Here is a 22,997-nt window from a genome sequence, read left to right on the forward strand (position 1 = left end):
CTCCTACGGCTCGCGGCCGGCGGGTCACGGCACGACGCCGGGCCGTGACGCGCCGCCGCGCTCGCACTACATCCGTTCCGGCGCGGATACGCCCAACAGGCCCAGGCCGGCGGCGATCACGGTCCGGGTGGCGTCGTTGAGCCACAGCCGGGCGCGGTGCCGGTCGGTGATCTCCTCGTCGCCGCGCGGCAGGATCCGGCACTTCGGCTCGTCGTAGAACCGGTGGTAGGTGCCGGCCAGCTCCTCCAGGTAGCGGGCCACCCGGTGCGGTTCACGCAACTCGGCCGAGGCCGCCACCACCGCCGGGTATTCGCCCAGCGCCTTGAGCAGTTCGTGCTCCTTGTCGTGGTCCAGCAGTTCGGGGTGGAAGTCCGCGGCGTCGCCCCGGCTCAGCCCCGCGTCGGCGGCGTTGCGGGACACGCTCGCCGTCCGCGCCGCGACGTACTGCACGTAGTAGACCGGGTTGTCCCGGCTCGCCCGGGTCCACAGCTCCACGTCGATGTCGATCGGCGAGTCGCTGGAGTAGCGGGCCAGGGCGTACCGGGAGGCGTCGACGCCGATCGCGTCGACCAGGTCCTCGAGCGTGACGACCGTGCCGGCCCGCTTGCTCATCCGCATCGGCTGGCCGTCGCGGACCAGGTTGACCAGCTGCCCGATCAGGACCTCCAGCGCCCGGTCGGGGTCGTCGCCGAAGCAGGCCGACATCGCCCGCAGCCGGCCGACGTAGCCGTGGTGGTCGGCGCCCAGCATCATCACGACCCGGTCGAAGCCGCGTTCGCGCTTGTCGAGGTAGTAGGCGCAGTCGGCGGCGAAGTAGGTCCAGTCGCCGTCGGACTTGCGCAGCACCCGGTCCTTGTCGTCGCCGAAGTCGGTGGTGCGCAGCCAGGTCGCCCCGTCGGCCTCGAAGACCCGGCCCTGGTCGCGCAGCCGGGCCAGGGCGAGGTCCAGCTCACCCCGGTCGTGCAGGTCCTTCTCGTTGAAGTACGTGTCGAAGTGCACCCCGAACTGGGTCAGCGACGACTTGATCTCGTCGAACATCAGCGCGACACCCTCGGCCCGGAAGATTTCCTGGGCGGCGTCGTCGTCGAGGTCGAGCACGTCGGGGCGGCGGGCCCGGACCTCGGTGGCGATCTCGGCGATGTACGCCCCGCCGTAGCCGTCCTCGGGCGTCGGCTCGCCCCGGGCCGCGGCGAGCAGCGAGCGGGCGAACCGGTCGATCTGGGCGCCGGCGTCGTTGAAGTAGTACTCGGTGCCGACCTCGGCGCCGGTGGCGCGCAGCAGCCGGCCGAGCGCGTCGCCGACCGCCGCCCACCGCACGCCGCCGATGTGCACCGGGCCGGTCGGGTTGGCGGAGACGAACTCAAGATTGATCTTCTGGCCGGCGAGCCGGTCGCTGTGCCCGTACGTCGGGCCGGCCTCGACCACCTCGCGGGCCAACTGGCCGGCGGCGGCCGCTTCGAGACGCAGGTTGAGGAAGCCGGGGCCGGCGATCTCGACCGACTTGATACCGGGCGTCCGGTTCAACTGCTCGGCGAGGCTGGCGGCCAGATCGCGTGGCGGCACACCGACCCGCTTGGCGAGTTGCATCGCCAGCGTCGACGCGTAGTCGCCGTGCTCGGGATTACGCGGTCGCTCCACCGTCGTTACGTCCGGCAGCACGGACGGGTCGAGCCCGCGCTGGTCGAAGACGGCGTGGGCAGCGGCGAGCACGACCTCGGCGAGTTTGGCGGGAGTCACCGATGCATGTTACCGGGGGTAGACTCGGTCACTCGGCGGCGACCCTGCGCGTTCTCGGGAGCCGCCGGCCCCGTGCAACAGACCGTGCCGCGGACGCGGTACGGATCTCAGCACGGATCGCAACACGCGCAGTGACGAGCACCACAGCACCAAGATCCGCGTACGACACGTCCCCCCGTGACCGATCCCGATATGGCGAGGCCCCATGAGCATCAGCACCCCGGGTGGCAACCAACGCCGTCCCTCCGTGGTCAGCACCGGTAAGAAGGCCCCGGCCAGCAAGGCCACCGCCGACGGCAAGCCGGACACGGACGACAAGAACGCCACGACCGGCGGCAAGGCCGGCACCGCCACGAAGAGCGGACCGAAGACAGGCTCCGGCCGCCCCGGCGGGCGCCCGGCCGGCGGCGGCAAGGGCGGCGGCAAGGGCCGCAAGCCCATCGCGCCGGTCAAGGTGAGCCAGGGCCGGGCCTGGGGCCCGATCGCCATGTTCGTCGCGGTCGGCGTGCTGGCCGCCGGCATCATCGGCTACGGCGCCTTCGCCGCCTTCCAGGGCTCGAAGCCGTGGGAGGACCGGGCCGCCGACATCTCCGGCATCACCAACTTCCGGGAGACCGACCCCGAACTCGTCGCGGGCAGCCAGCACACCCCCGACCCGGTGCAATACACGATCACCCCGCCGGTCGCCGGCCCGCACAACGCCGCCTGGCAGAACTGCTCCGGTGACGTCTACGACGCGCCGATCGCCAACGAGCACGCGGTGCACAGCCTCGAGCACGGCGCGATCTGGATCACCTACCGCCCCGACCTGCCGCAGGACCAGGTCGCCCGGCTGGCCGAGCGGGTGCAGGGCACCGACAAGACGCTGATGAGCCCCTACGAGGGCCTCGACTCCGCGATCTCGCTCCAGGCCTGGGGCTACCAGCTCAAGGTCGACGACGCCGACGACAGCCGGATCGACGACTTCATCCGCGCGCTGCGGATCAACGCGTCGATCGAGGGTCCGAACGCGCTCTGCGCCCAGGGCATCACCGCCACCGGCACCACCCCGCGCAACATCGGTGGCGGCCAGTAACCAGCCGTCCGGCAGCCCGCACCCCAACCGGTAAGGAACGCAGATGGCCACATCCGTGGAAGCCGAGGTGCCGACGAACACCGGCACCTCGGCTCCCGGCGACTCGACCGAGCGCCGGCCCGCCCCGCGCTACGGCCTGGCGGTGGTGGCGATCGCCCTCGTCGTCGGCCTGCTCGCCGGCTACGCGGGCGGTTGGCTCACGCCGACCCTGACCCGTCCCGGCGAGAGTTCGCCCGAGGTCGGGTTCGCCCGGGACATGTCCGCGCACCACGCGCAGGCGGTCGAGATGGGCCTCATCGCCTTCCGTAACGCCACCGACCCGGACACCCAGCAGATCGGCATCGACATCGCCGCCGCCCAGCAGGGCGAGATCGGCACGATGCAGACCTGGCTGCGGCTCTGGGGCGTCGACCCGTCCGGCAGCCAGGCGCCGATGGCGTGGATGCCGGACGGGGTCGAGGCGATGCGTGACCGGGGCAACCTGATGCCCGGGATGGCCACCCCCGAGCAGATGGCCGCGCTCCGTGCCGCCACCGGGCCACAGGTCGACCTGCTCTTCATCCAACTGATGCGCGACCACCACCTGGGCGGCATCCACATGGCCGACGCGATCATCGAGATGACCGACGACTCCGAGGTCATCAAGGTCGCGACCACGATGAAGAACACCCAGCAGACCGAGCTCGCCAACTTCGACATCCTCGAGAAGCGACTTACCTCCTGAAATGTCCGACCATGCTGTTTGCGTAGTTTCCCTGCGCCAACGGCCACCCCGCCCGTCCCGGGCTCGTTGTCCGGACGTGCGGGCTGTATTGAGAGACACCAGGCGGTCGGTCGCCAGCTGGTGCCGGCGGCACACGATCGGCGGTGACGGCGCGGTCGTCACCCGCCGCACGGACGGGCCGGAGCAGGCGGACCCGCTCACCCGTGAGCAGGAACTCGACCTCATCGACGTGCTCCGCGGCCGGCTGCCCGACCAGGTCGGCTTCGACGAGGAACTGTGGACCCGGCAGAGCGTCGCCGAACTCGTCGAGCACCTCTACGACATCCCGATGACCCCGCGGATCATCGGCCGCTACCTGCGCGGCTGGGGCCTCGGCCCGCGCGAGCCCGTGGAACGCGCCTGTGGCCTGTGCGCCGGCGCGGTCGCCCACTGGGTCGACACCGAATACCCCGCCATCGTCCGCAGCGCGCTGGACCACCACGCCGAGCTGTACTGGGTCGGCCGTACCCGGCTGCACGGCGTGGCACCGACCGCCGACGTACTGTCGGCCGTCTCCGCCCGGGGCCGGATCCGTTTCATGATCACCACACCGTGGGCAGACCGGTCGGTACCCCGCGACTTCCTGCTCCGGCTCAGCGGCGCCGACCACCGTACGGTCCACGTCGTCGTCGACGGATCGTGGGCCTCGGTCGACAGTCCCCGCCGTACGCCGGCCCGGATCGTGCTGCACCCGCTGCCGAGCTGCGGACGCGGCACCGCGACCCGGCCGGGCGCCAACACGGGCGATACCGGTTGGGCGGGACAGCAGGGCTCCTGATACTCTTCCGTGGTCGCTGAGCCCCCGTAGCTCAGGGGATAGAGCACCGCCCTCCGGAGGCGGGGGCGCAGGTTCGAATCCTGCCGGGGGCACCACGGATGATCTTCACCTAGGCCGCTGATCGGGGCAACCCGTCGGCGGCCTTCATCGCATCCAGCCGCCTTTGCCGGCGCCCATCGGGTCCGCCTCGTCGCGCAACCGAATCCTGAGCCCGGAACACGGTTCCCGCTCGCACTCTCTCCGCCGCAACGCGTTCACCGTCGGAATTCCGTCGCGTTCCGCCACGGCTCGCTCGTATCGTGGGTCCGTAAGTTAACGTTGGTAAGTTAGATGATCGATGTTCAGGAGACTTCGATGACGACCTCCGCCCGGCACTGGTGGGTGCTCGCGACAGCGGGATCGGCGCAGTTGATGGTGGTGCTGGATTCGACGGTCGTCACCATCGCGCTGCCCTCGGTCCAGCAGGACTTGGCGATGAGCGACGCCTCCCGGGGCTGGGTGGTCGCCGCCTACGCCCTGGCGTTCGGGGGGTTGCTGCTGCCGGGCGGGCGTCTCAGCGACACCCTCGGAGCCCGGCGAACCTTCGTGGTCGGGCTGGTCGGGTTCGCGCTGGCGTCCGCGCTCGCCGGCCTGACCCCCACCGCGGGGCTGTTGTTCGCCGGGCGGGCCGCGCAGGGCGTGTTCGCCGCCCTGCTCGCTCCCGCCGCGTTGGCGATCATCTCGGCGGCGTTCACCGATCACCGGGCGCGGGGCATCGCGTTCGGTGTCTACGGGGCGCTCACCGGGGCGGGCGCGGTCATCGGACTGCTTCTGGGTGGTGCGCTCACGCAGTATCTCGACTGGCGCTGGTGCCTTCTGATCAACATTCCGATCGCGGGCATCGCACTGGTCGGGGCCCTTACGGTGACCGCTGACCGGCCCACCCGCCGGATGCGACCCGATCTCGTGGGCGCCGGCAGCAGCGCGGCCGGCATGGCCGCCCTGGTGTTCGCACTCGCCGAGGTCGCGAACCGGGGCTGGGCCGACCCGCTCGTCGTCGTCCCGTTGGTGACCGGGGTGCTGCTGCTGGTCGTGTTCGTCATCGCGCAGCGGACGGCCGCCCACCCCCTCCTGCCGCTCGGCGTGCTCCTGGACCGGACCCGGGGCGGCGCGCTGCTCGCAATCGGGCTGCCGCAACTCGCACTGTTCGGGTTCTTCCTCGTGCTCACCTACTGGTTCCAGCAACTGCTCGGCTATCCACCGATCCGTGCCGGGTTGGCGTTCCTTCCGCTCGCGCTGGCGATCGCCGTCGGATCGACGCTGATCGCCGGCCTGCTCGCGCCGCGCCTGGCGGCCCGGCGCCTGATCGTCCCCGCGCTCGTCGTGATGGCCGCCGGGATGGCGCTGCTGGTCGGGCTCACGCCCGACGCACAGGGGCTCTACCTGACCCGGTTCCTGCCCGCCGAGATCCTGATCGGGCTGGGGCTCGGTTGCGCGATCAATCCCGCGGTCGCCGCCGCGACCAGCGGCGTGGACGGCGCCGACACGGGCGCGGCGTCGGCCGCCGTGAACGCGGTGACCCAGCTCGGCGGCTCGATCGGCACCGCGCTGCTCAACACCGTCGCGGCCACCGCCGCCGCGGCGGCGCTGCGGACGGCACCGGGCCCGGACGCGATCGTGGCGGGGTTCGACGCCGCCCTGCTGACCGCCACGGCGATCCTCCTGCTGGCGGCCCTCATCGTGGCACTCGTCATGCCCCGTGGTCGCCCACGCCGGCCGGCACCGGCGGCTGGACGGGAAGGCCCGGGAAGCACCCCGGACAGCGACGCGTGTGGTACGACCGGCACGTCGGGAGGGGCGAAGGGCGCATCACCGGTAGCGTGACGGGTCGGGCACGCTGCGCCGGTGGAGGTTGTTCGAGATGGCAGACGCGACCAGGACGGACGCGGGCGGCAAGATCTCCGTCGTACCGGCCAACGAGGCGAGTGGCGACGACCTGCGGGCCGTCTTCGGGACCCGCGGCGAGGCCGCCAACTGCCAGTGCCAGCACTTCCGGCACGCCGACTCGTCGTGGCGGTCGGCTCCGGTCGAGGAACGGGCCCGCCGGCTGCGCGAGCAGACCAACTGCGGTGATCCCGACGCGAAGACGACGACCGGCCTCGTCGCCTACCTGGACGGCGAACCGGCCGGCTGGTGCGCGGTCGAGCCGCGCACCGAGTACGTACGCCTGCTGCGGGCCCGGGTCCCGTGGAGCGGGCGCACCGAGGACCCGGGCGACCCCGGCGTCTGGGCCGTGACCTGCTTCGTCACCCGGGTGGGGTTCCGTCGCCGAGGGGTGAGCCGGGCGCTCGCCCGGGCCGCCGTCGACTTCGCCCGCGAGCGCGGCGCCCGGGCCGTCGAGGGCTATCCGATGATCACGGAGGCGGGACAGGACCTGGTCTGGGGCGAGCTGTACGTCGGCAGCCGCAGCATCTTCGCCACCGCCGGCTACACCGAGGTCAGCCGGCCCACCCGGCGGCGGGTCGTGATGCGGGTCGACTTCCAGCCCTGACCCGGGCGGTGGCCCACCCGGGTCAGACCACCATGGACGGCAGCGGCCAGCGGCGCAGCCGGTACGGCAGCCACACCAGGAGGTCGCCGACCTTGGTGACCAGCCACTCCTCGCCGAAGTCGCGGGCGATGTCGAGGTCGACGTCGGTCAGCTCGGCACCGTCCATCAGTTGGTCGAGCACCGCCAGGTAGGCCGGGTCGTCGATGGTGATCAGGTTGAGCCGGCCGGACCGGCGGTCCCTGACCTGGACGAAGCCGGGGCCGCGCCGGTACGTACACCTGTCGAAGTAGAACATTTCCCGCCACTCGGCGAGCTGGCCCGCCGGGTCCCCGCCCTCCGTCCCGGGCGGGGGCAGCAGTTCCAGCGGTGGCCGCAGGTGGCCGTACGGCAGCCACTCCTGCTCCTCCTCGCCCGGCAGCCGCAGCCGCCAGTCGACCGCGATGCCGTGGCTGGTCAGTTCACGGACCAGGACCAGGCGCCGTACGGTGTCGACGGCATCCTCGCCGCCGGCCACGGTCAGGTCGACGGGGTCCGGCAGAACCACCTTGCGTACGCCGTCGCGGACCCATCGCACGACGGCGTCGGCGGCCGGGCCGCGCAGCTCGGCGGGGCCGATGTCGATGCCGGGGACGGTGATGACCTCGGGGTCGTGGTCGCGGGCGAGCCCCACCGGGATGGGCCGCGGTTCGGTGTCGGTGCTGGGCACGTTCGGTCCCCTCAGACGGCGGTCAGTACGGCGGGCTCCTGCGCGGCGGCGGCCTGCCGGGCCGCCTCCCGTTCCTGGTGCAGGTGGTCGATCCGGAGCAGGTCCTGGTTCATCGCCTTGGGCGCGATCTGGATGAACTGGCCGGCGTCCTCGAAGACGATGCCCAGTTCGCGCCACCGTCGCAGCAGCGCCGCCACGGCCGGCTCGGGGCGGGACAGCCGGCGGGCGAGTGCGCCGACGGTGTGCGGCTGGTCGAGTTGCCGGAAGGCGGCGACCTCGACCGGGTCGGTCAGCCGCAGGACGTGCCAGTCGAAGTGGCGCCGACGGCTGACCAGCACGATCTGGTCGCCGAGGTCGTGGTGGGAGAGCCGGCTGCGGGCGTACTCGTGCTGCCATTCGGTGACCGCCCGTTCCAGCCGGCCGGCCGTCTCCTCGCCGATGCCCCGCGGCGGTACGTCGAAGAGGTAGGCCAGGTCCATCAGCTCGGACTCGGGCAGGTCGTAGATCAGCCGGTACTGGGCGGCCGGGCGCAGGTCGGTGAAGCCGAGTTCGGGCTTGACGAAGAACGGGCTGAACCGTTCGATGGCGATGCGGGTGCTGCCGTCGGCCGGGCACAGGTGGTGCAGGGCCGGCATCTGCTCGATGACGGACAGGTAGTCGTCGTCGGTCTCGCCCGGGAAGCCGTAGAGGTAGTTCCAGGCGATGGTGATCCCGCTCGTCTCGGCGTCGCGGAGCATCCGGATGTTGAGGCAGCCGGTGACGCCCTTGTCCATGAGCTTCAGCACCCGGCTGTTCAGGTTCTCGATCCCGGGTTGCACGCTGACCAGGCCGGCGTCGGCGAGGGCCTGCACCTGGGCACTCTTCATGTTGGACTTGATCTCGTATTGCAGCCGCAGGTCGTAGCCGGACTCGGCGAGCCGGGGCAGCAGCGAGGTCACGTACGACATGTCGAGGATGTTGTCGACCACGAACATGTCCAGGACCTGGTGCCGCTCGGCCAGGCCGATGATCTCGTCGTAAAAGCGGCCCGGGTGCTTGCTGCGGAACTGCATGAACGACCCGTTCAGGCCGCAGAACGTGCAGTGGTGCTTCTCGCCCCACCAGCAGCCCCGGGCGCCTTCGACGACGAGCCGGGGCTCGACCCAGTGCCGGGCCCGGGAGGCGGCCAGCCGCTCGAAGTATCCCGAGTAGTCGGGGCTGACGATCTCGGCCGGCGGCAGCGGTGTGGTGCTCATCTTGTTGGCGACGGACCGGCCGCCGGAATCGGCCCAGCACAGACCCTCGATGCCGGCGAGCGCGTCCGCCAGGCCGGCGGCACCGGGCCGGTCCGTGGCACCGGCCGCGCGGTCGGCACCGAGGGCGGCGAGCAGCCGGGGAAACGCCGTCTCGCCCTCGCCGCGGACCACGTAGTCCATGAAGGCGAAGTTGCGGTGGATGGCCGCGCCCTGCTCGCCGTCGCAGTTGGCGCCGCCCATCACCGTCCGGATGCCCGGCGCCAGGCGCTTGATCGCCTTGGCGGTGGCCAGGGCGGCGGTGTTCTGCTGGAAGGTCGAGGTGAAGCCGACCACGTCCGGGGCCTGCCCGACGATCCGGGCGGCGAGTTCGGCGACGAATTCGGGGGCGATCCGGTGCAGTTCGAGGTTGAGTGCCAGCTCCCGCTCGGTCATCTGGTCCCGGACCCGGCTGGTGAACTCCTCCACCCGCCACTGCGGATCGTCGTAGAGCGCCGACGAGAAGACCCAGTCGCCGCATCCGGCGAAATAGGTGAACAGCGAATAGTAGTAGTAGTCGCTCAATCCGAACTCGGTCCGGTCGACCACCCAGTCGACGAAATCAAGGTTGGCGTGGATGACCTCGACCTCAGCATCCGGCAGCTTTTGACAGACACTGTTGGTGAGGATTCCAAGCGCTAGCGAAGGGACGTCGATAGAAGTCCATGGCATGTTGACCAGCAGAATCCGCACGTAACCTCTCCTCTCGTTTTCTGTCAAAGCCGGACGACTGGACACGGGGTGGGGCCGCCGCGCCGCGTCGGATGCCCGCCGGCCCGGCGACCCGCACCCCGCACGGGGGGACCTAGAACTTGACCCCGACCGTGACCGTGACCGTGACGTTCGAGGCCCGCAACTGGTCGCGGTTGCCGTTGATCGGGTCGTTCTCGACGACGTTCTTCCGCATGTCGTTCACCTCCTTTCCGCATCGTGGGGACGGGTCGCGTGTCGACGAGGTCAGCCCGCCGGTCGCGCCATCGCGAGCGCGACCGGCGTGCCTTCCTCCCGCACGCCGTCGAAGTGGCGCTGCATGAACAGCAGAACCGTCTGCATCAGGGCCAGGTGGCTCTGCGCGTCGAAGTCCTCGTGCCCGGCCTGCCGGCGGACCACCTGGTGGGGAACCCGGCGGGCGGCCAGCAGCCGCGCGTACGCCTCGACCGGCGCCGGCGGGCAGCGCACGTCACCGGCGGAGATCGCGAGCAGGACCGGGGCCCGGACCTGTTCGACGTAGGTGACCGGCGAGGCGCGGGCGTACCGCTGCGGCACCTCGTCGGGGGTGCCGCCGAACAGCAGGACGTCCAGTTCCCGTAGGGCCGGGGTGGCCGCCTCGAACGCCGCGACGTAGTCGGCGACCGGGCTGATCGCCACCCCGAGCCGCCACAGGTCGGGCTGCCGGCCGAGCGCGAGCAGGGTCAGGTAGCCGCCCCACGACGTGCCCCACAGGGCGACCCGGCGCTCCTCGACGGCGCCCTGGGCGACCAGGTGGGCGCGGACCGCGGCGAGGTCTTCCAGTTGGGTGACACCGACCCCGGCGCTGAAGTCGTTGCGCCAGGCCGAGCCGTAGCCGCTGGAGCCCCGGTAGTTGACCCGGACCACCGTGCAGCCGGTGCTGACCAGGATCTCGACCAGCGGGTCGTAGGCGTCGCGGGCGTGCTGGAAGGGGCCGCCGTGGACCAGGAAGACGGCCGGCCGCGGCAGTTCCCGGTCGGTGGGGGTGGCGACCAGTGCGTGGACCGGGCCGCCCGGTCCGGGCACCCAGATCTCGTCGCGGCGGCAGTCGGTCGTCGCCGTTTCGTCCGGTGCGCTCGGACCCTCCGGCCCGGTCGGCCCGTACGGCAGCTCCACGCCACGCAGGGAGCGCAGTTGTGGCGGGGTGACCGAGTCGCTCCAGATGTAGGCGATGTCGCCGTCCGGCCAGACCGCCGCGTCGAGGATGCTGCCGGGAGGGGTGTCGACGACCGTCCGGGTGCGCCCGTCGAGGTCCACCTCGTACAGCAGGCTGCGGGCGTGCCGGTCCTGCCGGACCAGGATCCGCCGCCCGTCCGCGAACCAGCCGGCGGTGACCTCGGTGTCGAACCGGCACCAGTCGTGGCGGGTCAGCCCGTCCGTCTCGGTCCAGGTCGCCGGCAGGTAGCCGCCGCCGTCCTCGACGACCAGCAGCAGCCGGGCCGGGCCCGGTCCGGGGGCGAAGCCGAGGGCCCACACCCGCCGCTCGGGCCGGCCGGCGATCCCGGCCACCCGCTCGCCGTCGGCGGTCAGCACGGTGACCGCCGTGCCGGCGGAGGCGTCGGCGCCGACCGCGACCAGCCGGCCGGCGGGGTCCAGGTCGACCAGGTACGCGTATCCGGGGATCCGGGCGGCCTCGGTGACCCGCCCGTCGGCGGTGCGCAGGTGCAGGACGAGCCCGTCGTCGCCGGAGAGCCCGACCAGGGTGGTGCCGTCGGTCGCCGTCGCGATGCCGCCGTGCCGGGCTGGGGCGCGCCCGGGCAGCGCCTCGACGGACCGGTCGGGCTGGTCGAAGTCGCAGATCCGCCACCGGCCGACGCCGGCAAGGTCGTCGTCGAACCACCACACGGTGCTCCCGGTGGGGTCGAGAGCCGCGCGGATGGTGCCGGTGGCCCGGTCGGTGACCTGCCGGGCGGTTGCGTCGCGCCGGTCCCAGGCCAGGATCTCGCACCGGCCGTCGACGTCGCCGACGTAGACGGCCCGGTGCGGGGCGTGCTCGGCCAGCACCGGTAGTGCCGGGTAGAAGAGCCGGTAGCCGCGACTCATCCGCGGACCTCCTCGGTCGCCTGGTTTTCCCGGCCGGCCCCGCCGGCATCCTGCTCGGTTCCACGGCCGGCCTGGTCGGTTCCGGGGCCGGTCCCGGTGTCGACGTGGGCGGCGAGCCGGCGCAGGTTGGCGGTGGTGTACGCGGCCAGCACCGCCAGCGCGGCGGCGAAGACCAGGGCGACCACGGCCGGGCTCTGCCAGGCCACCAGTACGCCGGCCAGCAGCGGTGCCGGCGTCTGGAGCACCTCGCCCACGGTTCCCATGACGGTGGCCACGCGGCCCTGCATCCCGTCGGGGGTCAGCTCGATCGCCCGGGACTGGAAGATGACCCCCAGCAGCGGGCTGAGTAGGAAGACCAGCCCGAACAGCAGCCCGTAGTTCCAGGTCTGGCGGGCCTGGGACATCACGACGACCAGGGCGACCATGGCCCACGAGGCGAACACGACGACCGTCATCGGGCGGACCCGGCCGAAGACAAGGGGGGCGGCCAGCGCGCCGACCAGCCCGCCCACGCTGGCGATGGTGAGCAGCAGACCGATCGAGGCGGCGGGGGCGCCCTGCCGGCCGGCGGTGAGGATGGCGTGGTAGATGAGCGCGCCGAAGACGAAGTTGATCCCGGCCGCCCAGATGGTCACGAAGCGCAGGACCGGCTGTCGCCAGACGAACCGCAGCCCGGCCCGCATATCGGTCAGGAACGAGGTGCGCTCCTGCCGGTCGGGCGTGAGGTCGGTGCGGATGGCGGCGACCAGACCGGCGGCGACCACATAGGACACGACGTCGACCAGGAACGGCACCCAGCGCCCGATCTGGTAGAGGGCGCCGCCGAGAACCGGACCGGCGATCTGCGCCGCGTGGTTGCGCGCCTCCAGCCGGGCCAGGGCCTTCTTGTCGTCGGCCGGAAGTACGCGGCGGATGGCGCCGGCGCCGGCCGACTGGTAGCCGCTCTGCGCGATCCCCTCGACGAACGCGGCACCGGCCAGCAGGGCGAGCGACGGCACCCCGGCCGCGACCGCGACGAAGACCACGCCCATCGCGGCGGCGGCGAGCAGCAGCGCGCCGATCATCATCCGCTTCCGCGGCAGCCGGTCGGCGAGCACACCGGCCACCGGTGCGGCGACGAGACGACCGGCCAGCGCCAGCGCGCCGACCAGTCCGGCCGCCGCCGGCGAGCCCGTCACCGCGAGAGTCACCAGAGGAAAGACGATTCCGGATGCCTGCGACCCGATCTGGTCGATGGCACCGGCCATCCAATAGAGCCGGAAATCGCGGCTCCGGCGAGCGTTTTCCTCCGTTTTCACGGCAGGGGGCGGATGAGCCACCATTACCAGGACCGCATTGATCGCATAAGTGTCCAAATCAATGAACGAAAGCGTCCGACCGGTGATTCCGAAAACCAGAACTGCGAGCAGCGAAATTGAATGCCGACCCCGTAGCGGAAGGTCGTGGCCAGAAGGCTAACAGCCTTCACTTCCGAAGGCAAGGATGTGAATACATCGAGTTATCCCGGGGGCAATGATTGAGCAACTTGCGACCGGTGTGCCGGAATTCGCCACACCCATCCGGATGCCGTACGCCAACACCCCGTTATCGAAATTCACGATCTGCCGACCATTTCAAGGGACAACACGGCTTTAGGGCGAATACTTCATATTGCCCTAGATCACTGTCCGACGCGCCCCCACCCCGCCGGTGGCCGCGGCCGCGCCCCCCGGTGGACGCCTCCACCGCCCGACCACCCCTCGCGGCACGCCTGAAACTTCTTGCAGGCACCCATGGCTGCCGGGAGCGCAGCTCAACAACGTAGCAACATTGACCGTCATTGTGAACCTCTAGTGTCGTGCACGTTGGGCTGGTAACTTTCTGGAAACTCTGCAAGGTCTTGCAACACCAGTCGCAGCCTGACTGGCTTCTGTCTAAACAAGGCACCGCTGATGCGCAGCACCGGTCCATGGTGTGCCCGTTGTTTGCAGCATCTGCAAGACATTCCACCGATCGTGCCGGCCGGGCCGGTGCGCGTGGTCAGGAGTTCCACATGAGACCAGGCACAGCAAGGGTTCGCAGACGGTGGGGCGGGCTCGCCCTCGCCGCCGCGCTGGCGGCGGGCCTGCTCCCCCTCGACGTCGCCGCGGCGGCGAACAGCGTCACCGTCTACTACCAGCCACCGTCCGCGTGGAACGCGACGGTCAACGTCCACTACGCACCGGACGGCGGCTCCTGGACCGCCGTGCCGGGCATCGCGATGGAGGCCGCCTGCACGGGCTGGCGGAAGAAGACCATCGACCTCGGCACCGCGAGCGGGCTCCAGGTGGTGTTCAACAACGGTTCCGGCGTCTGGGACAACAACAACGGCCGCAACTACCGGCTCGGCACCGGCACCGTCCGGGTCTCCGGCGGCACGGTCGGCGCGGGCGACCCCTGCGCGCCGACGCCGGAGCCGACCGGCGCCACGGCCGAGGTCTACTACCACACCGCCACGCGGGGCTGGTCCGGCGCGAACATCCACTACCAGCCGACCGGCGGGAGCTGGACGAGCGTGCCGGGGGTGGCGATGGAGGCCGCCTGCGCCGGTTGGGTGCGCAAGGTCGTCGCCCTCGGCACCGCCGGGGGCCTCCGGGCGGCGTTCAACAACGCTGGCCAGTGGGACAACAACAACGGCGCGGACTACACCCTCGGCACCGGCCGCAGCACCGTACGGGCCGGTGTGGTGACCCCGAACGCGACCGACCCGTGCGGCCCGCCGCCCCCGCCGGACACCGAGGCACCGTCGGTGCCGGGCGGGGTCACCGCGACCGCGAGCGGGCTGAGCATCACGCTGGCCTGGTCGGCGTCGACCGACAACCGGGGCGTGACCGGCTACGAGATCACCCGTACCGGCGGGCCGCAGGGCACCGCCAGCTTCACCGCGACCACGACCAGCCACGTCGACAACCGGCTGACCCCGAACACGCGGTACACGTACACGGTCCGGGCCCGCGACGCCGCCGGCAACCGGTCGGCGGCCAGCGCGGCGGCGGCGGCGACCACCGGCGACGCTCCCCCGGCACCGACCAACGGCTCGCCGCTCGGCGGCGACCCGCGCGAGGACACCATCTACTTCGTGATGACCGCCCGGTTCTTCGACGGCGACGAGTCCAACAACCGGGGCGGCAGCCAGCACGTCCGGTCCGGCAACGCCGCGAACGACGACCCGATGTTCCGGGGCGACTTCCAGGGTCTGATCGACAAGCTCGACTACATCAAGGGGCTCGGGTTCTCCGCGATCTGGATCACCCCGGTGGTACTGAACCGCTCGGACTACGACTTCCACGGCTACCACGGCTGGGACTTCTACCGGGTCGACCCGCGCCTGGAGACGCCCGGTGCCACCTACCAGGACCTGATCAACAAGGCGCACGCCAAGGGCATCAAGATCTTCCAGGACGTCGTCTACAACCACAGCTCACGCTGGGGCACCAAGGACCTCTTCACCCCCACCGTCTACGGCGTACGCGACGAGCAGTGGAAGTGGATGTACAGCGAAAAGCAGGCCGGCCGCCAGTACGACCCGATGGTCGAGCACCAGGGCAACGACCCGACGCTGACCCCGGCGCAGAACGCGCTGGCCAAGGGCCGGCCGTACAACGGCGACGTCTGGTCGACCACCGCCCCGGCCGGCAACCAGTGCCTCAACTGGGGGGTCCGCAACGGCACCAGCCCGGAGGGCTACGCGCTCTACAACTGCCAGTGGCCGTCGCCCACCAACAAGCTCTTCCCCGCCGACCTCTACCACCAGTGCTGGATCGGCAACTGGGAGGGCGAGGACTCGCGCAGCTGCTGGCTGCACGAGGACCTGGCCGACTTCAACACCGAGAACGCGACCGTCCAGCAGTACCTGATCGACGCCTACAACCGCTACATCGACATGGGCGTCGACGGCTTCCGGATCGACACCGCCGTACACATCCCCCGGGTCACCTGGAACCGACGCTTCCTGCCCGCCATCCAGCAGCACGCGGTGGCGAAGCACGGCGAGAAGGGCAAGGACTTCTACGTCTTCGGTGAGGTCGCCGCGTTCGTCAACGACAAGTGGAACCGGGGCTCGGTCAACCACTCCGCCCAGTTCTTCACCTGGAAGGAGCGCAAGGAGTACAGCCCGGACGACGTACGCGCCGCCATCGAGCAGTACGACCACGAGCAACTGCTCGGCACCGGCGGCCAGCCGACCAGCGACAACGCCTTCCTGCGCGGCAACAGCTACCACACCCCCGACCACTCGAAGTTCTCCGGCATGAACGTCATCGACATGCGGATGCACATGAACTTCGGCGACGCCGGGAACGCGTTCTGGAACGGCAAGGACTCCGACGACAGCTACAACGACGCCACCTACAACGTCGTGTACGTCGACAGCCACGACTACGGCCCGAACAAGTCGTCGGTCCGCTACACCGGCGGCACCGCCGCCTGGGCGGAGAACATGAGTCTGATGTGGACGTTCCGGGGCATCCCGACGCTCTACTACGGCTCGGAGATCGAGTTCCAGAAGGGTGCCCGGATCGACTGCGGCCCCACCTGCCCGCTGGCCACCACCGGCCGGGCGTACTTCGGCGACCACATCGAGGGCACCGTCACCGCCCCCGACTTCGGGGTGGTCACCGGCGCCACCGGCCCGGTCGCGGCGACGCTGGACAAGCCGCTGGTCAAGCACGTCCAGCGGCTCAACCAGATCCGCCGGGCGATCCCGGCCCTGCAGAAGGGCCAGTACTCCACGGAGGGGATCAGCGGCGGCATGGCGTTCAAGCGCCGCTACACCGGCGGCGGGGTGGACAGCTTCGTGCTGGTCACCGTCTCCGGCACCGCCACCTTCACCGGCATCCCCAACGGCACCTACACCGACGCGGTCACCGGTGACCGCCGTACCGTCACCAACGGCACCCTGACCGCGAACGTCAGCGGCCAGGGCAACCTGCGGGCGTACGTGCTCGACCTGCCCGGCAACCCGGCCCCCGGCAAGGTCGGCGACACCGGACCGTACCTGAGGTAGACCGGCGCCCGGCCGGTGCGACGCCGCGTCGCACCGGCCGGACCGGTTCACTGGCTGAGTTCGGCGACCTCTTCGGCGGTCAGGCGGCCACGGGAGCCGGGGGCCGTACGCGCCTGCGCGCCCGCCACCGGCGGGTCCACCGGCCGGCGCCAGTGCCAGTCGGTGACCGCCTGGTAGGCGGCGACGACCGACAGCAGCCGGTCCTCGGCGTACGGCAGGCCGCCGAGGATGGTGCCGATCGGCAGCCCGGCGGCGGTGAACCCGATCGGGAAGCCGATCTCCGGCAGGCCGATCGCGTCGAACGGGTTCGGGCTGGTCTGCACCACCACGTCGCACTTGCTGAAGATCTGGTCGAAGACCCGCTCCAGCAGCACCAGCTTGGCCCGCTGTCCGGTGACGAAGGCGTTCGCGCCGAGCATCGCGCCCTGGAGCCAGCCGGTCAGCGAGACGCCGAAGCCCTTCAGGTCGGTCCGCAGGTACGGCATGAACGGTTCGCTGCGCTCGGGCAGCCGTACGTTGTTGAACGCGGTGCCGGTGAGCAGGTCCCAGTCGTCGGGGTACGGCACGTCGACCAGGGTGGCGTCGGGGATGGCGGCCAGCGCGGCGAGGAACGCCTGCCGGGCCAGCGCGGTCGCCGAGGTGCCGTCGGCGTATCCGGGCAGCACGCCGATCCGGGTCTTCCAGCGCATCCGCAGCCGGCCGCCGTCGTACCGCGGGGTGGCCGCGTTGATCAGGTTCGGCACCGGCGGAAGGCCCTGGCTGCGCGGGTCGGCGGGGTCCTCGCCGGCCATCGCCATCAGCATGATGGCGGCGTCCTTGGCGTCGCGGGCCAGCGGTCCGGGGTGGTCGCGGGTGTAGCTGAGCGGGATGATGCCGGCCAGCGACACCCGGCCCATGGTCGGCTTGAGGCCGGTCAGGTTCTGCGCGTTCGACGGCGCGGTGATCGAGCCGCCGGTCTGGGTGCCGGTGCCGGAGGTGGCGAGCCGGCCGGCGACCGCGGTGGCGGTGCCGGTCGACGAGCCGCCGGGGTTGGTGCCCGGGTTCGTGGGCGTCCAGGCGTTGACCGTGGTGATCTGGCCGTTGGGGGTGGTGGCCCGGGTGGTGGCCAGCGGCCCCATCTGGGTCTTGCCGAGCACGATCCCGCCCTGGGCGACGAGCTTGGCGACCGACGTCGCGTCGTACGGCGGCACGAAGTCCTTGAACAGGTAGGAGTTCGCGGTGGTCGGCACGCCCTCGGTGAAGTAGTTGTCCTTGATCGCCAGCGGGATGCCGTGCAGCGGGCCGCGGTGCGGCCGGTTGGCGAGTTGCCTGGCGGCCTTGACCGCCTGTTCGGCGAGGACCAGGTTGAACGCCTGGTACGTCGGCTCGTACGCGGCGATCCGGTCGAGGTAGGCCTTGACCAGCTCTTCCGGGGTGATCTTCTTCTGCCGGATCATCCAGGCCGCCTCGGAGACCGTCCACTCCGTAGGGTCGGCCATGGTGTCCGCGCGCGGCTTGTTGTACGCGGCCGGCTTGTCCAGTTCGGGGTTGAACTTCGCGGCCGGGGCGCTGTTCGGGCCGGGAGCGGCGGCGGCGACCCCGGCCAGGCCGGGCAGCACCACGGTGCCGGCGGCGGAGGCGGCGGCCAGCGCGGCGGTGCGGGCCAGGAAGGCGCGGCGGTCGATCGTGCGGTCGAGGGGCTGCTGGTCCGGTGTCGTCAAGGTCGTCACGACTGCCGCCACTCTGTGCTGATCGACGGGTAGAGCATCGGCGCGGGCTGCTGGGACAGGGCCATCGCGAGGGCCGGGTCGGTGGTGCCGGGGGTGGGCAGTTGGTAGGCGGCGAGGACCGGGACCGTGCCGCGCACGAAGGAGCGCAGCGAGGCGAGGACGGAGTCCCGGCCGGGGGTTCCGGTGACCGGGTCGGCGGCGGTGCCGGCGGGGAGTTGGTCGAGGTCGATGCCGAGCGAGGCGAGGTGGGCGCGGATGAACGTGTTCAGTTCGTCGTCGGTCGGAGGAGTCGGGGGCATGGAACCTCCTGGTTGCGAAGGGATGGCCACAATCTCTGGCCGGATCGTGTCCGGCGTGTGTCCCGATGATCACGTGATCATGAAACTGTAAGGCTCTGACCTGCTGATCTGAAGACCCCGGCGGACGTCGGCCGGTTCGCCCCGCCCCGGCGTACGGGTGTGGCGGACCGGCTGGTTGACTGCGGCCCATGAGCGAAGCGGGAGCCCCGGTCGACGCCACCCCGGCGGCCGGCATGTGGATCACCACGGTGCCGATGGAGGACGCCGACGGCCTCAACCTCGTGCTCGGTGTCGACATCCAGGGTGGACCGGGCGAGCGGATCGTCTCCGCGCTGCTCAGCTACGGGCACGAGGGCGAGGAGGGCGTGTTCTACCTGCTCCCCGACGATCTGTTGGCGCGCTGCGAGCGGGTCGGCGACCGGGTCTCGGTCCGGCTGCTGGCCTGGCCCACGGTGATCGAGAGGACCCTCCGGTCGCGCGACGACGAATTGGCCGCCACGGCGGCCGGGCTGCCGCCCGACGAGATCGGGGACGGCCGGGTCACGCTGCTGCACCGCGAGATCCGGACCGACACCGACTTCATTGTCGGCGTCGGTCCGGACGACATGCCGCCGGTCCTGATCATCGACCACGTCGGACCGGCGGCCCTGCCCGAACTGTTCGCCTCCTTCGAGGACGGCGAGGCCGGGATCGCGGTGGTCAACGCCCGCTGACCCGCGCTCCCGACAACCGGCCGGCTACGGCGCGCAGCAGTCGCGATCCACCCCGGCCAGCGGCGAGGTACGCAGGATGCGTACCTGACCGAGGTCCCCGCCGAGCGGGTCGGCGAAGTCGCCGTTCGGCTCGGGCAGCAACTCGACCGCGAGCGCGCTGACCGGCGCTCCGGGCGGCAGTCCGGCCAGTTGCAGGGCCGCCCGCACCTCGGCACCGGTCCAGCGGGTCTCCCCCTCGACGACCAGCGGGACGGTGTCGGTCCGCCGCCTCCGGGGCGGACGCATCCGGCGCAGGTCGATCTGGACGTTGCGGCTCGTGCTGCCGTCGGCCTGCACCACCCGGGCGTACAGCACGGTCCACAGTTCGGTGTTGGGCGGGTGTGGCAGCACCCGCCGCAGTCCGAGGTACGGGGCGGCGTACGGGGCCCGGGTCCGCACGGCCCCGTCCGGTTCGGCGACGACCGAGCACACCAGTTCGGGCGCGGGGTGCTGGACGCCGTCGAGGACGAGCGGCTCACCGAAGCGGCCCTGCGCGGTCGACCAGAGCGGGTCGGCCGCCGGGCCCCGGTCGTGGCCGACCCGGATCTCGTACGTGTAGAAGGCGAACAGTTCCGGTGAGTTCGGGTCGGTGTTCGGCGGCAGCGGCACCAGGAAGTGCCGGTCGCTGTCGGCGCCTGGTTCGAGCCGTTGCATGGTGGCCAGGCCGGCAAGGTCCTGCACCTGGCCGGGGGTGATCACCCGGACGGGTTCGGGGTCGAGTGGGACGCCTTCGACGACGACGGGATCGGCGACCGGCTCGACGCCGGGCAGCAGCATCGGGTCGGGGGTGCCGGTCAGCGGCCGGACGAAGTACGCGTCCCGGGGGTCGGCGAGCGGCTCGGCGAACTCCAGCCAGAGCCGCCGTACGCGCGGGGTGGTGCTGGCGTATCCGGGGTCGTGGCCGTAGGGGGTGAGCGCGATGCCCGCGGCGACGACCCGCGGCGCCTGCCGGGGCGGGGTGACGACCGGCAGCAGGGTCTCGACCGTCTGGTCGACGGCGGCACCGTCCTCGAAGAGCAGCCGGGCCCGGTAGGTGACCGCCATCTCGTACGGCAGCCCGTCGGGGCCGGACCGGGGCGGCAGCGCGTCGAGGAACAGCAGCCGGACCGACGAGCGGTCGGGCCGGTTCGCCGCCTGCACGCCGACGGTGTGCATCAGTTCGATGGCGCCGACGTCGGTCGTCTCGGTGGCCGCGCCGGGCGCGTCGGGCAGGTCGACGGCCCTGGTCACGACCAGCGTCGGCGATCCGCTGCCACGCCACGTCCAGTCCCGGTCGACCACGACCTGGACGGCGTTGATCCACTGGTCGGCGAGTTCGGTGGGTTCGCCGAACTCGAGGCTGGAGGCGTCGGGGGCGGCGTGGTGGGTCAGCCCGGCGCAGCCGAAGGCGATCCGGTCACCGGGCGGCCCGGTGAGCAGTGGGCCGTCGGCGACCAGGTCGAGCGCGCCGGCGAGCCGGCCGAGCAGGGCGGGGGTCGGCTGATTCTGGGCGACCACCGGCCGGGACGGGGCCCGGTCACCGACCGGGTCGGGGCGCAGGAACACCGACCGCAGCCGGTCCGCCGGTGGCAGCGGGCGCAGCGGGTCGGTCTCGGTGGCGGTCGCGTGGAGGTCGATGGTTTCCGGCGGCCCGGTCCGGGCCCGCTGGCTGCCGAAGTAGGCGGGGTCGTCCGGGCCGAGGGCACGTACCCGCAGGCGGACGTCGCGGGCGGTCACCAGGGTGACCGGTCCGCTGGCGGTGCCGTGCTGCGCGGTGACGTCGACGGCGTGGTAGTCGGCGGCGTCGGTCCAGGACAGGGCCAGGTCGAGCGGCTCGGCCGGGTCGTCCGGGAAGGCACGGGTGGTGGTGTACCACTCGACGAAGCCCTCGTCGTCGGCGAGCGGGTCGAAGGTGGGCACCCGGAGCAGCACCTGGATCCGGAGGAGGGTGGCGTCCGGGTCGGGGATCGTCGGCGCCTTCGCGGTGCCGGGTGGCGCGGCGTCGTTGGCGGCGATCTGGGCGAGGAGGTCGGCGCGGGCGGCGGGGCCGGCGGCGAAGACGGCCTCCGGATGGCCGAGCCGTGGTCGCCGGATCCGGACGGTGGGCAGGGCGCCGTCCGGCGGCGCGGTCACCTGGTCGACCTCGACCATGCCGGGCGCCCGGTGGCGTCTCACGTGGATGGTCGTGGTCGGCGCCTCACCGCTGCGCCCCGGGGCGCTGTCGACGTCCGGTCCACCGCCGGTGGTGTCGGCGAGCCGGACCCGGAACTCGTACCGGTTGCCGTACCGGAGTTCGACGGCGTCGGCGCCGACCGGGGTGGCGGGTTCCGGACGGCCCGGTGGCACCTCCATCAGCCGCTGCTCGTCGACGGTGTCGACGACGAGCGAACCACCGCGCCAGTTGGCGAACCAGGCCGGCAGCCAGGTCTGGCCGCTGTGCTCGGCCGGCGCCACCTCGGTCCAGCGTTCCTCGACGGCGGCACCCAGGTCGACACCGATGTCGAGCGGGGCCTTGACCACGGACAGCGAGGTCCAGGTGGTGCCGCCGGCGGGGCGTACGTCGACGCGGTAGCCGAGGACGCCGCGCGGGGCGAGGACCGGGTCCTCGCCGTCGGGCGGCGCGCCGAGTGCCCGGTTCTGGCCCTCGAGGATGTCCTCGTCGTCCCAGGCGAGTTGGATGCCCTCGTCGCGGGCGATGGGCGCGCCGGTGCCGTCCTCGTCGAGCGGGTCGGCGCTGACCGGCTGGCGGGCGTGCACGACCTTCGCGTGCCCGTCGTCGAACCGGACCGCCTCGACGAACACCTTGTCGAAGTTGCCGAGGGCGGCGGCGGCCGTCGCGTCGTCGGAGACCGGGAAGACGACCGGGGTGAAGACCGGCCGTTCGGTGTCGGACAGTTCCGGGACCCGGGTCGCGAACGGGCGCGGGACGACGTGGCCGAAGTAGTCGCCGGCCGGGGCGAGTTCGGCCCACAGCCAGCCGCCGCCGGCCAGCCGGGGCGCGGCGTCGAGCGGCACGTCCAGGTCGACGACGAGGCCGAGCGCCTCGGCGAGCCGGGGTAGGCGCAGGGCGTACGCGAGGGCCTCGCCCCAGCCGACGACCATCGGCGGCGGGGCCGGTTCGGGCTCCGGCGGGCAGTTCATCAGGCAGTGGTAGGAGTCGTCGACCACGGCGAGCGAGGTGCGGGGCCGGACGAACGGGAAGGACCGCCGGTAGCTCGCCGGGAGGTACTTGCGTACCTGCCGGGTCAGGTCGCGGCCCTGGGGGGCGAACGTGTCGGCGGCGGGCGAGTCGGGGATGTCGAGGGCGTCCTTGATCGCGGTGAAGACGGCCCGGGAGTGCGGGTGCCCGATCGTCCCGGTGGCCGGCAGCGACACCGTCTGGTCGACCAGGGTGCGCTGCGGCAGCGTGCCGACGGTGTCGCTGATGTGGACGGTAAAGGCCCACTTCGCGTCGGCGAACGCGGGAACCGCGGGCGGTGCGGTGGGCAGCGGCGCGAGCGGGTTGCCGGTCGGTGCGACGAGAAGCCGGATCGAGAGGGTACGGGAGCCGGGGTTCCACCGCTGGAGGTACGGCACGAGGGTGAGTCTGGGTGGGGTGGCCAT

Annotated in this window: 15 protein-coding genes and 1 tRNA gene; 8 read left to right on the plus strand and 8 right to left on the minus strand. The window is 71.8% G+C overall.

Going from position 1 to position 22,997, the window contains the following annotated elements; all coding sequences use genetic code 11:
- Positions 1–66 precede the first annotated feature (66 nt).
- Positions 67–1,737 (minus strand): arginine--tRNA ligase, encoded by a 1,671-nt coding sequence (argS, locus tag AB0M79_RS06830; protein WP_364208657.1) that lies wholly within the window; start codon positions 1,735–1,737, stop codon positions 67–69.
- Between the two features lie 205 nt (positions 1,738–1,942).
- On the opposite strand from argS, the gene AB0M79_RS06835 reads away from it, so the two are divergent.
- From AB0M79_RS06835 to AB0M79_RS06860, 6 genes are all read left to right on the plus strand, one after another.
- Positions 1,943–2,812 (plus strand): DUF3105 domain-containing protein, encoded by an 870-nt coding sequence (locus AB0M79_RS06835; protein WP_364208660.1) that lies wholly within the window; start codon positions 1,943–1,945, stop codon positions 2,810–2,812.
- 43 nt (positions 2,813–2,855) lie between these two features.
- On the plus strand, positions 2,856–3,536 hold the full coding sequence (locus AB0M79_RS06840) for a DUF305 domain-containing protein (protein ID WP_364208663.1): 681 nt from the start codon (positions 2,856–2,858) through the stop codon (positions 3,534–3,536).
- A 76-nt stretch (positions 3,537–3,612) separates the two neighbouring features.
- A complete protein-coding gene (locus AB0M79_RS06845; RefSeq protein WP_364208665.1) occupies positions 3,613–4,353 on the plus strand; it encodes a winged helix-turn-helix domain-containing protein in 741 nt (246 codons plus the stop codon).
- Between the two features lie 20 nt (positions 4,354–4,373).
- Positions 4,374–4,448 (plus strand) — tRNA-Arg (locus AB0M79_RS06850).
- Positions 4,449–4,707: 259 nt separating this feature from the next.
- Complete coding sequence (locus AB0M79_RS06855; RefSeq protein WP_364208668.1) at positions 4,708–6,216, plus strand: MFS transporter; 1,509 nt, start codon at positions 4,708–4,710, stop codon at positions 6,214–6,216.
- Positions 6,217–6,253: 37 nt separating this feature from the next.
- On the plus strand, positions 6,254–6,883 hold the full coding sequence (locus tag AB0M79_RS06860) for a GNAT family N-acetyltransferase (protein WP_364208671.1): 630 nt from the start codon (positions 6,254–6,256) through the stop codon (positions 6,881–6,883).
- 22 nt (positions 6,884–6,905) lie between these two features.
- Here AB0M79_RS06860 and AB0M79_RS06865 read toward each other — a convergent pair whose 3' ends face one another.
- The 4 genes from AB0M79_RS06865 to AB0M79_RS06880 all read right to left on the minus strand — a co-directional run bounded on the left by AB0M79_RS06865 (position 6,906) and on the right by AB0M79_RS06880 (position 12,954).
- Positions 6,906–7,589, minus strand: coding sequence for a DUF5825 family protein (locus AB0M79_RS06865; RefSeq protein WP_364208674.1), 684 nt, complete (start codon positions 7,587–7,589; stop codon positions 6,906–6,908).
- 11 nt (positions 7,590–7,600) lie between these two features.
- Positions 7,601–9,553 (minus strand): RiPP maturation radical SAM C-methyltransferase, encoded by a 1,953-nt coding sequence (locus AB0M79_RS06870; protein ID WP_364208677.1) that lies wholly within the window; start codon positions 9,551–9,553, stop codon positions 7,601–7,603.
- Positions 9,554–9,817: 264 nt separating this feature from the next.
- The gene (locus AB0M79_RS06875; RefSeq protein WP_364208680.1) at positions 9,818–11,632 is read right to left on the minus strand and encodes an alpha/beta fold hydrolase; all 1,815 of its coding nucleotides are present in this window, start codon (positions 11,630–11,632) and stop codon (positions 9,818–9,820) included.
- On the minus strand, positions 11,629–12,954 hold the full coding sequence (locus AB0M79_RS06880; RefSeq protein ID WP_364208683.1) for an MFS transporter: 1,326 nt from the start codon (positions 12,952–12,954) through the stop codon (positions 11,629–11,631). The genes AB0M79_RS06875 and AB0M79_RS06880 overlap by 4 nt, the downstream gene beginning before the upstream one ends.
- 710 nt (positions 12,955–13,664) lie before the next feature.
- On the opposite strand from AB0M79_RS06880, the gene AB0M79_RS06885 reads away from it, so the two are divergent.
- Complete coding sequence (locus AB0M79_RS06885; protein ID WP_364208686.1) at positions 13,665–16,655, plus strand: carbohydrate binding domain-containing protein; 2,991 nt, start codon at positions 13,665–13,667, stop codon at positions 16,653–16,655.
- A 47-nt stretch (positions 16,656–16,702) separates the two neighbouring features.
- Here the strand turns inward: AB0M79_RS06885 and AB0M79_RS06890 are convergent, their stop codons facing one another.
- Both AB0M79_RS06890 and AB0M79_RS06895 read right to left on the minus strand, forming a co-directional pair.
- Entirely contained in the window at positions 16,703–18,364 is a 1,662-nt protein-coding gene (locus AB0M79_RS06890) for an amidase (RefSeq protein WP_364208689.1), read from the minus strand.
- Positions 18,361–18,663 carry a hypothetical protein gene (locus tag AB0M79_RS06895; RefSeq protein ID WP_364208692.1) on the minus strand — a complete coding sequence of 101 codons (303 nt, stop codon included), beginning with the start codon at positions 18,661–18,663 and terminating at the stop codon, positions 18,361–18,363. The genes AB0M79_RS06890 and AB0M79_RS06895 overlap by 4 nt, the downstream gene beginning before the upstream one ends.
- A gap of 188 nt (positions 18,664–18,851) precedes the next feature.
- On the opposite strand from AB0M79_RS06895, the gene AB0M79_RS06900 reads away from it, so the two are divergent.
- Positions 18,852–19,376, plus strand: a complete 525-nt coding sequence (locus AB0M79_RS06900; RefSeq protein WP_364208695.1) for a hypothetical protein — start codon at positions 18,852–18,854, stop codon at positions 19,374–19,376.
- A gap of 24 nt (positions 19,377–19,400) precedes the next feature.
- Here the strand turns inward: AB0M79_RS06900 and AB0M79_RS06905 are convergent, their stop codons facing one another.
- Positions 19,401–22,997 (minus strand): hypothetical protein, encoded by a 3,597-nt coding sequence (locus tag AB0M79_RS06905; RefSeq protein ID WP_364208698.1) that lies wholly within the window; start codon positions 22,995–22,997, stop codon positions 19,401–19,403.

The sequence above is a fragment of the Polymorphospora sp. NPDC051019 genome, assembly GCF_040683055.1.
Classification (GTDB): Bacteria; Actinomycetota; Actinomycetes; order Mycobacteriales; family Micromonosporaceae; genus Polymorphospora; species Polymorphospora lycopeni.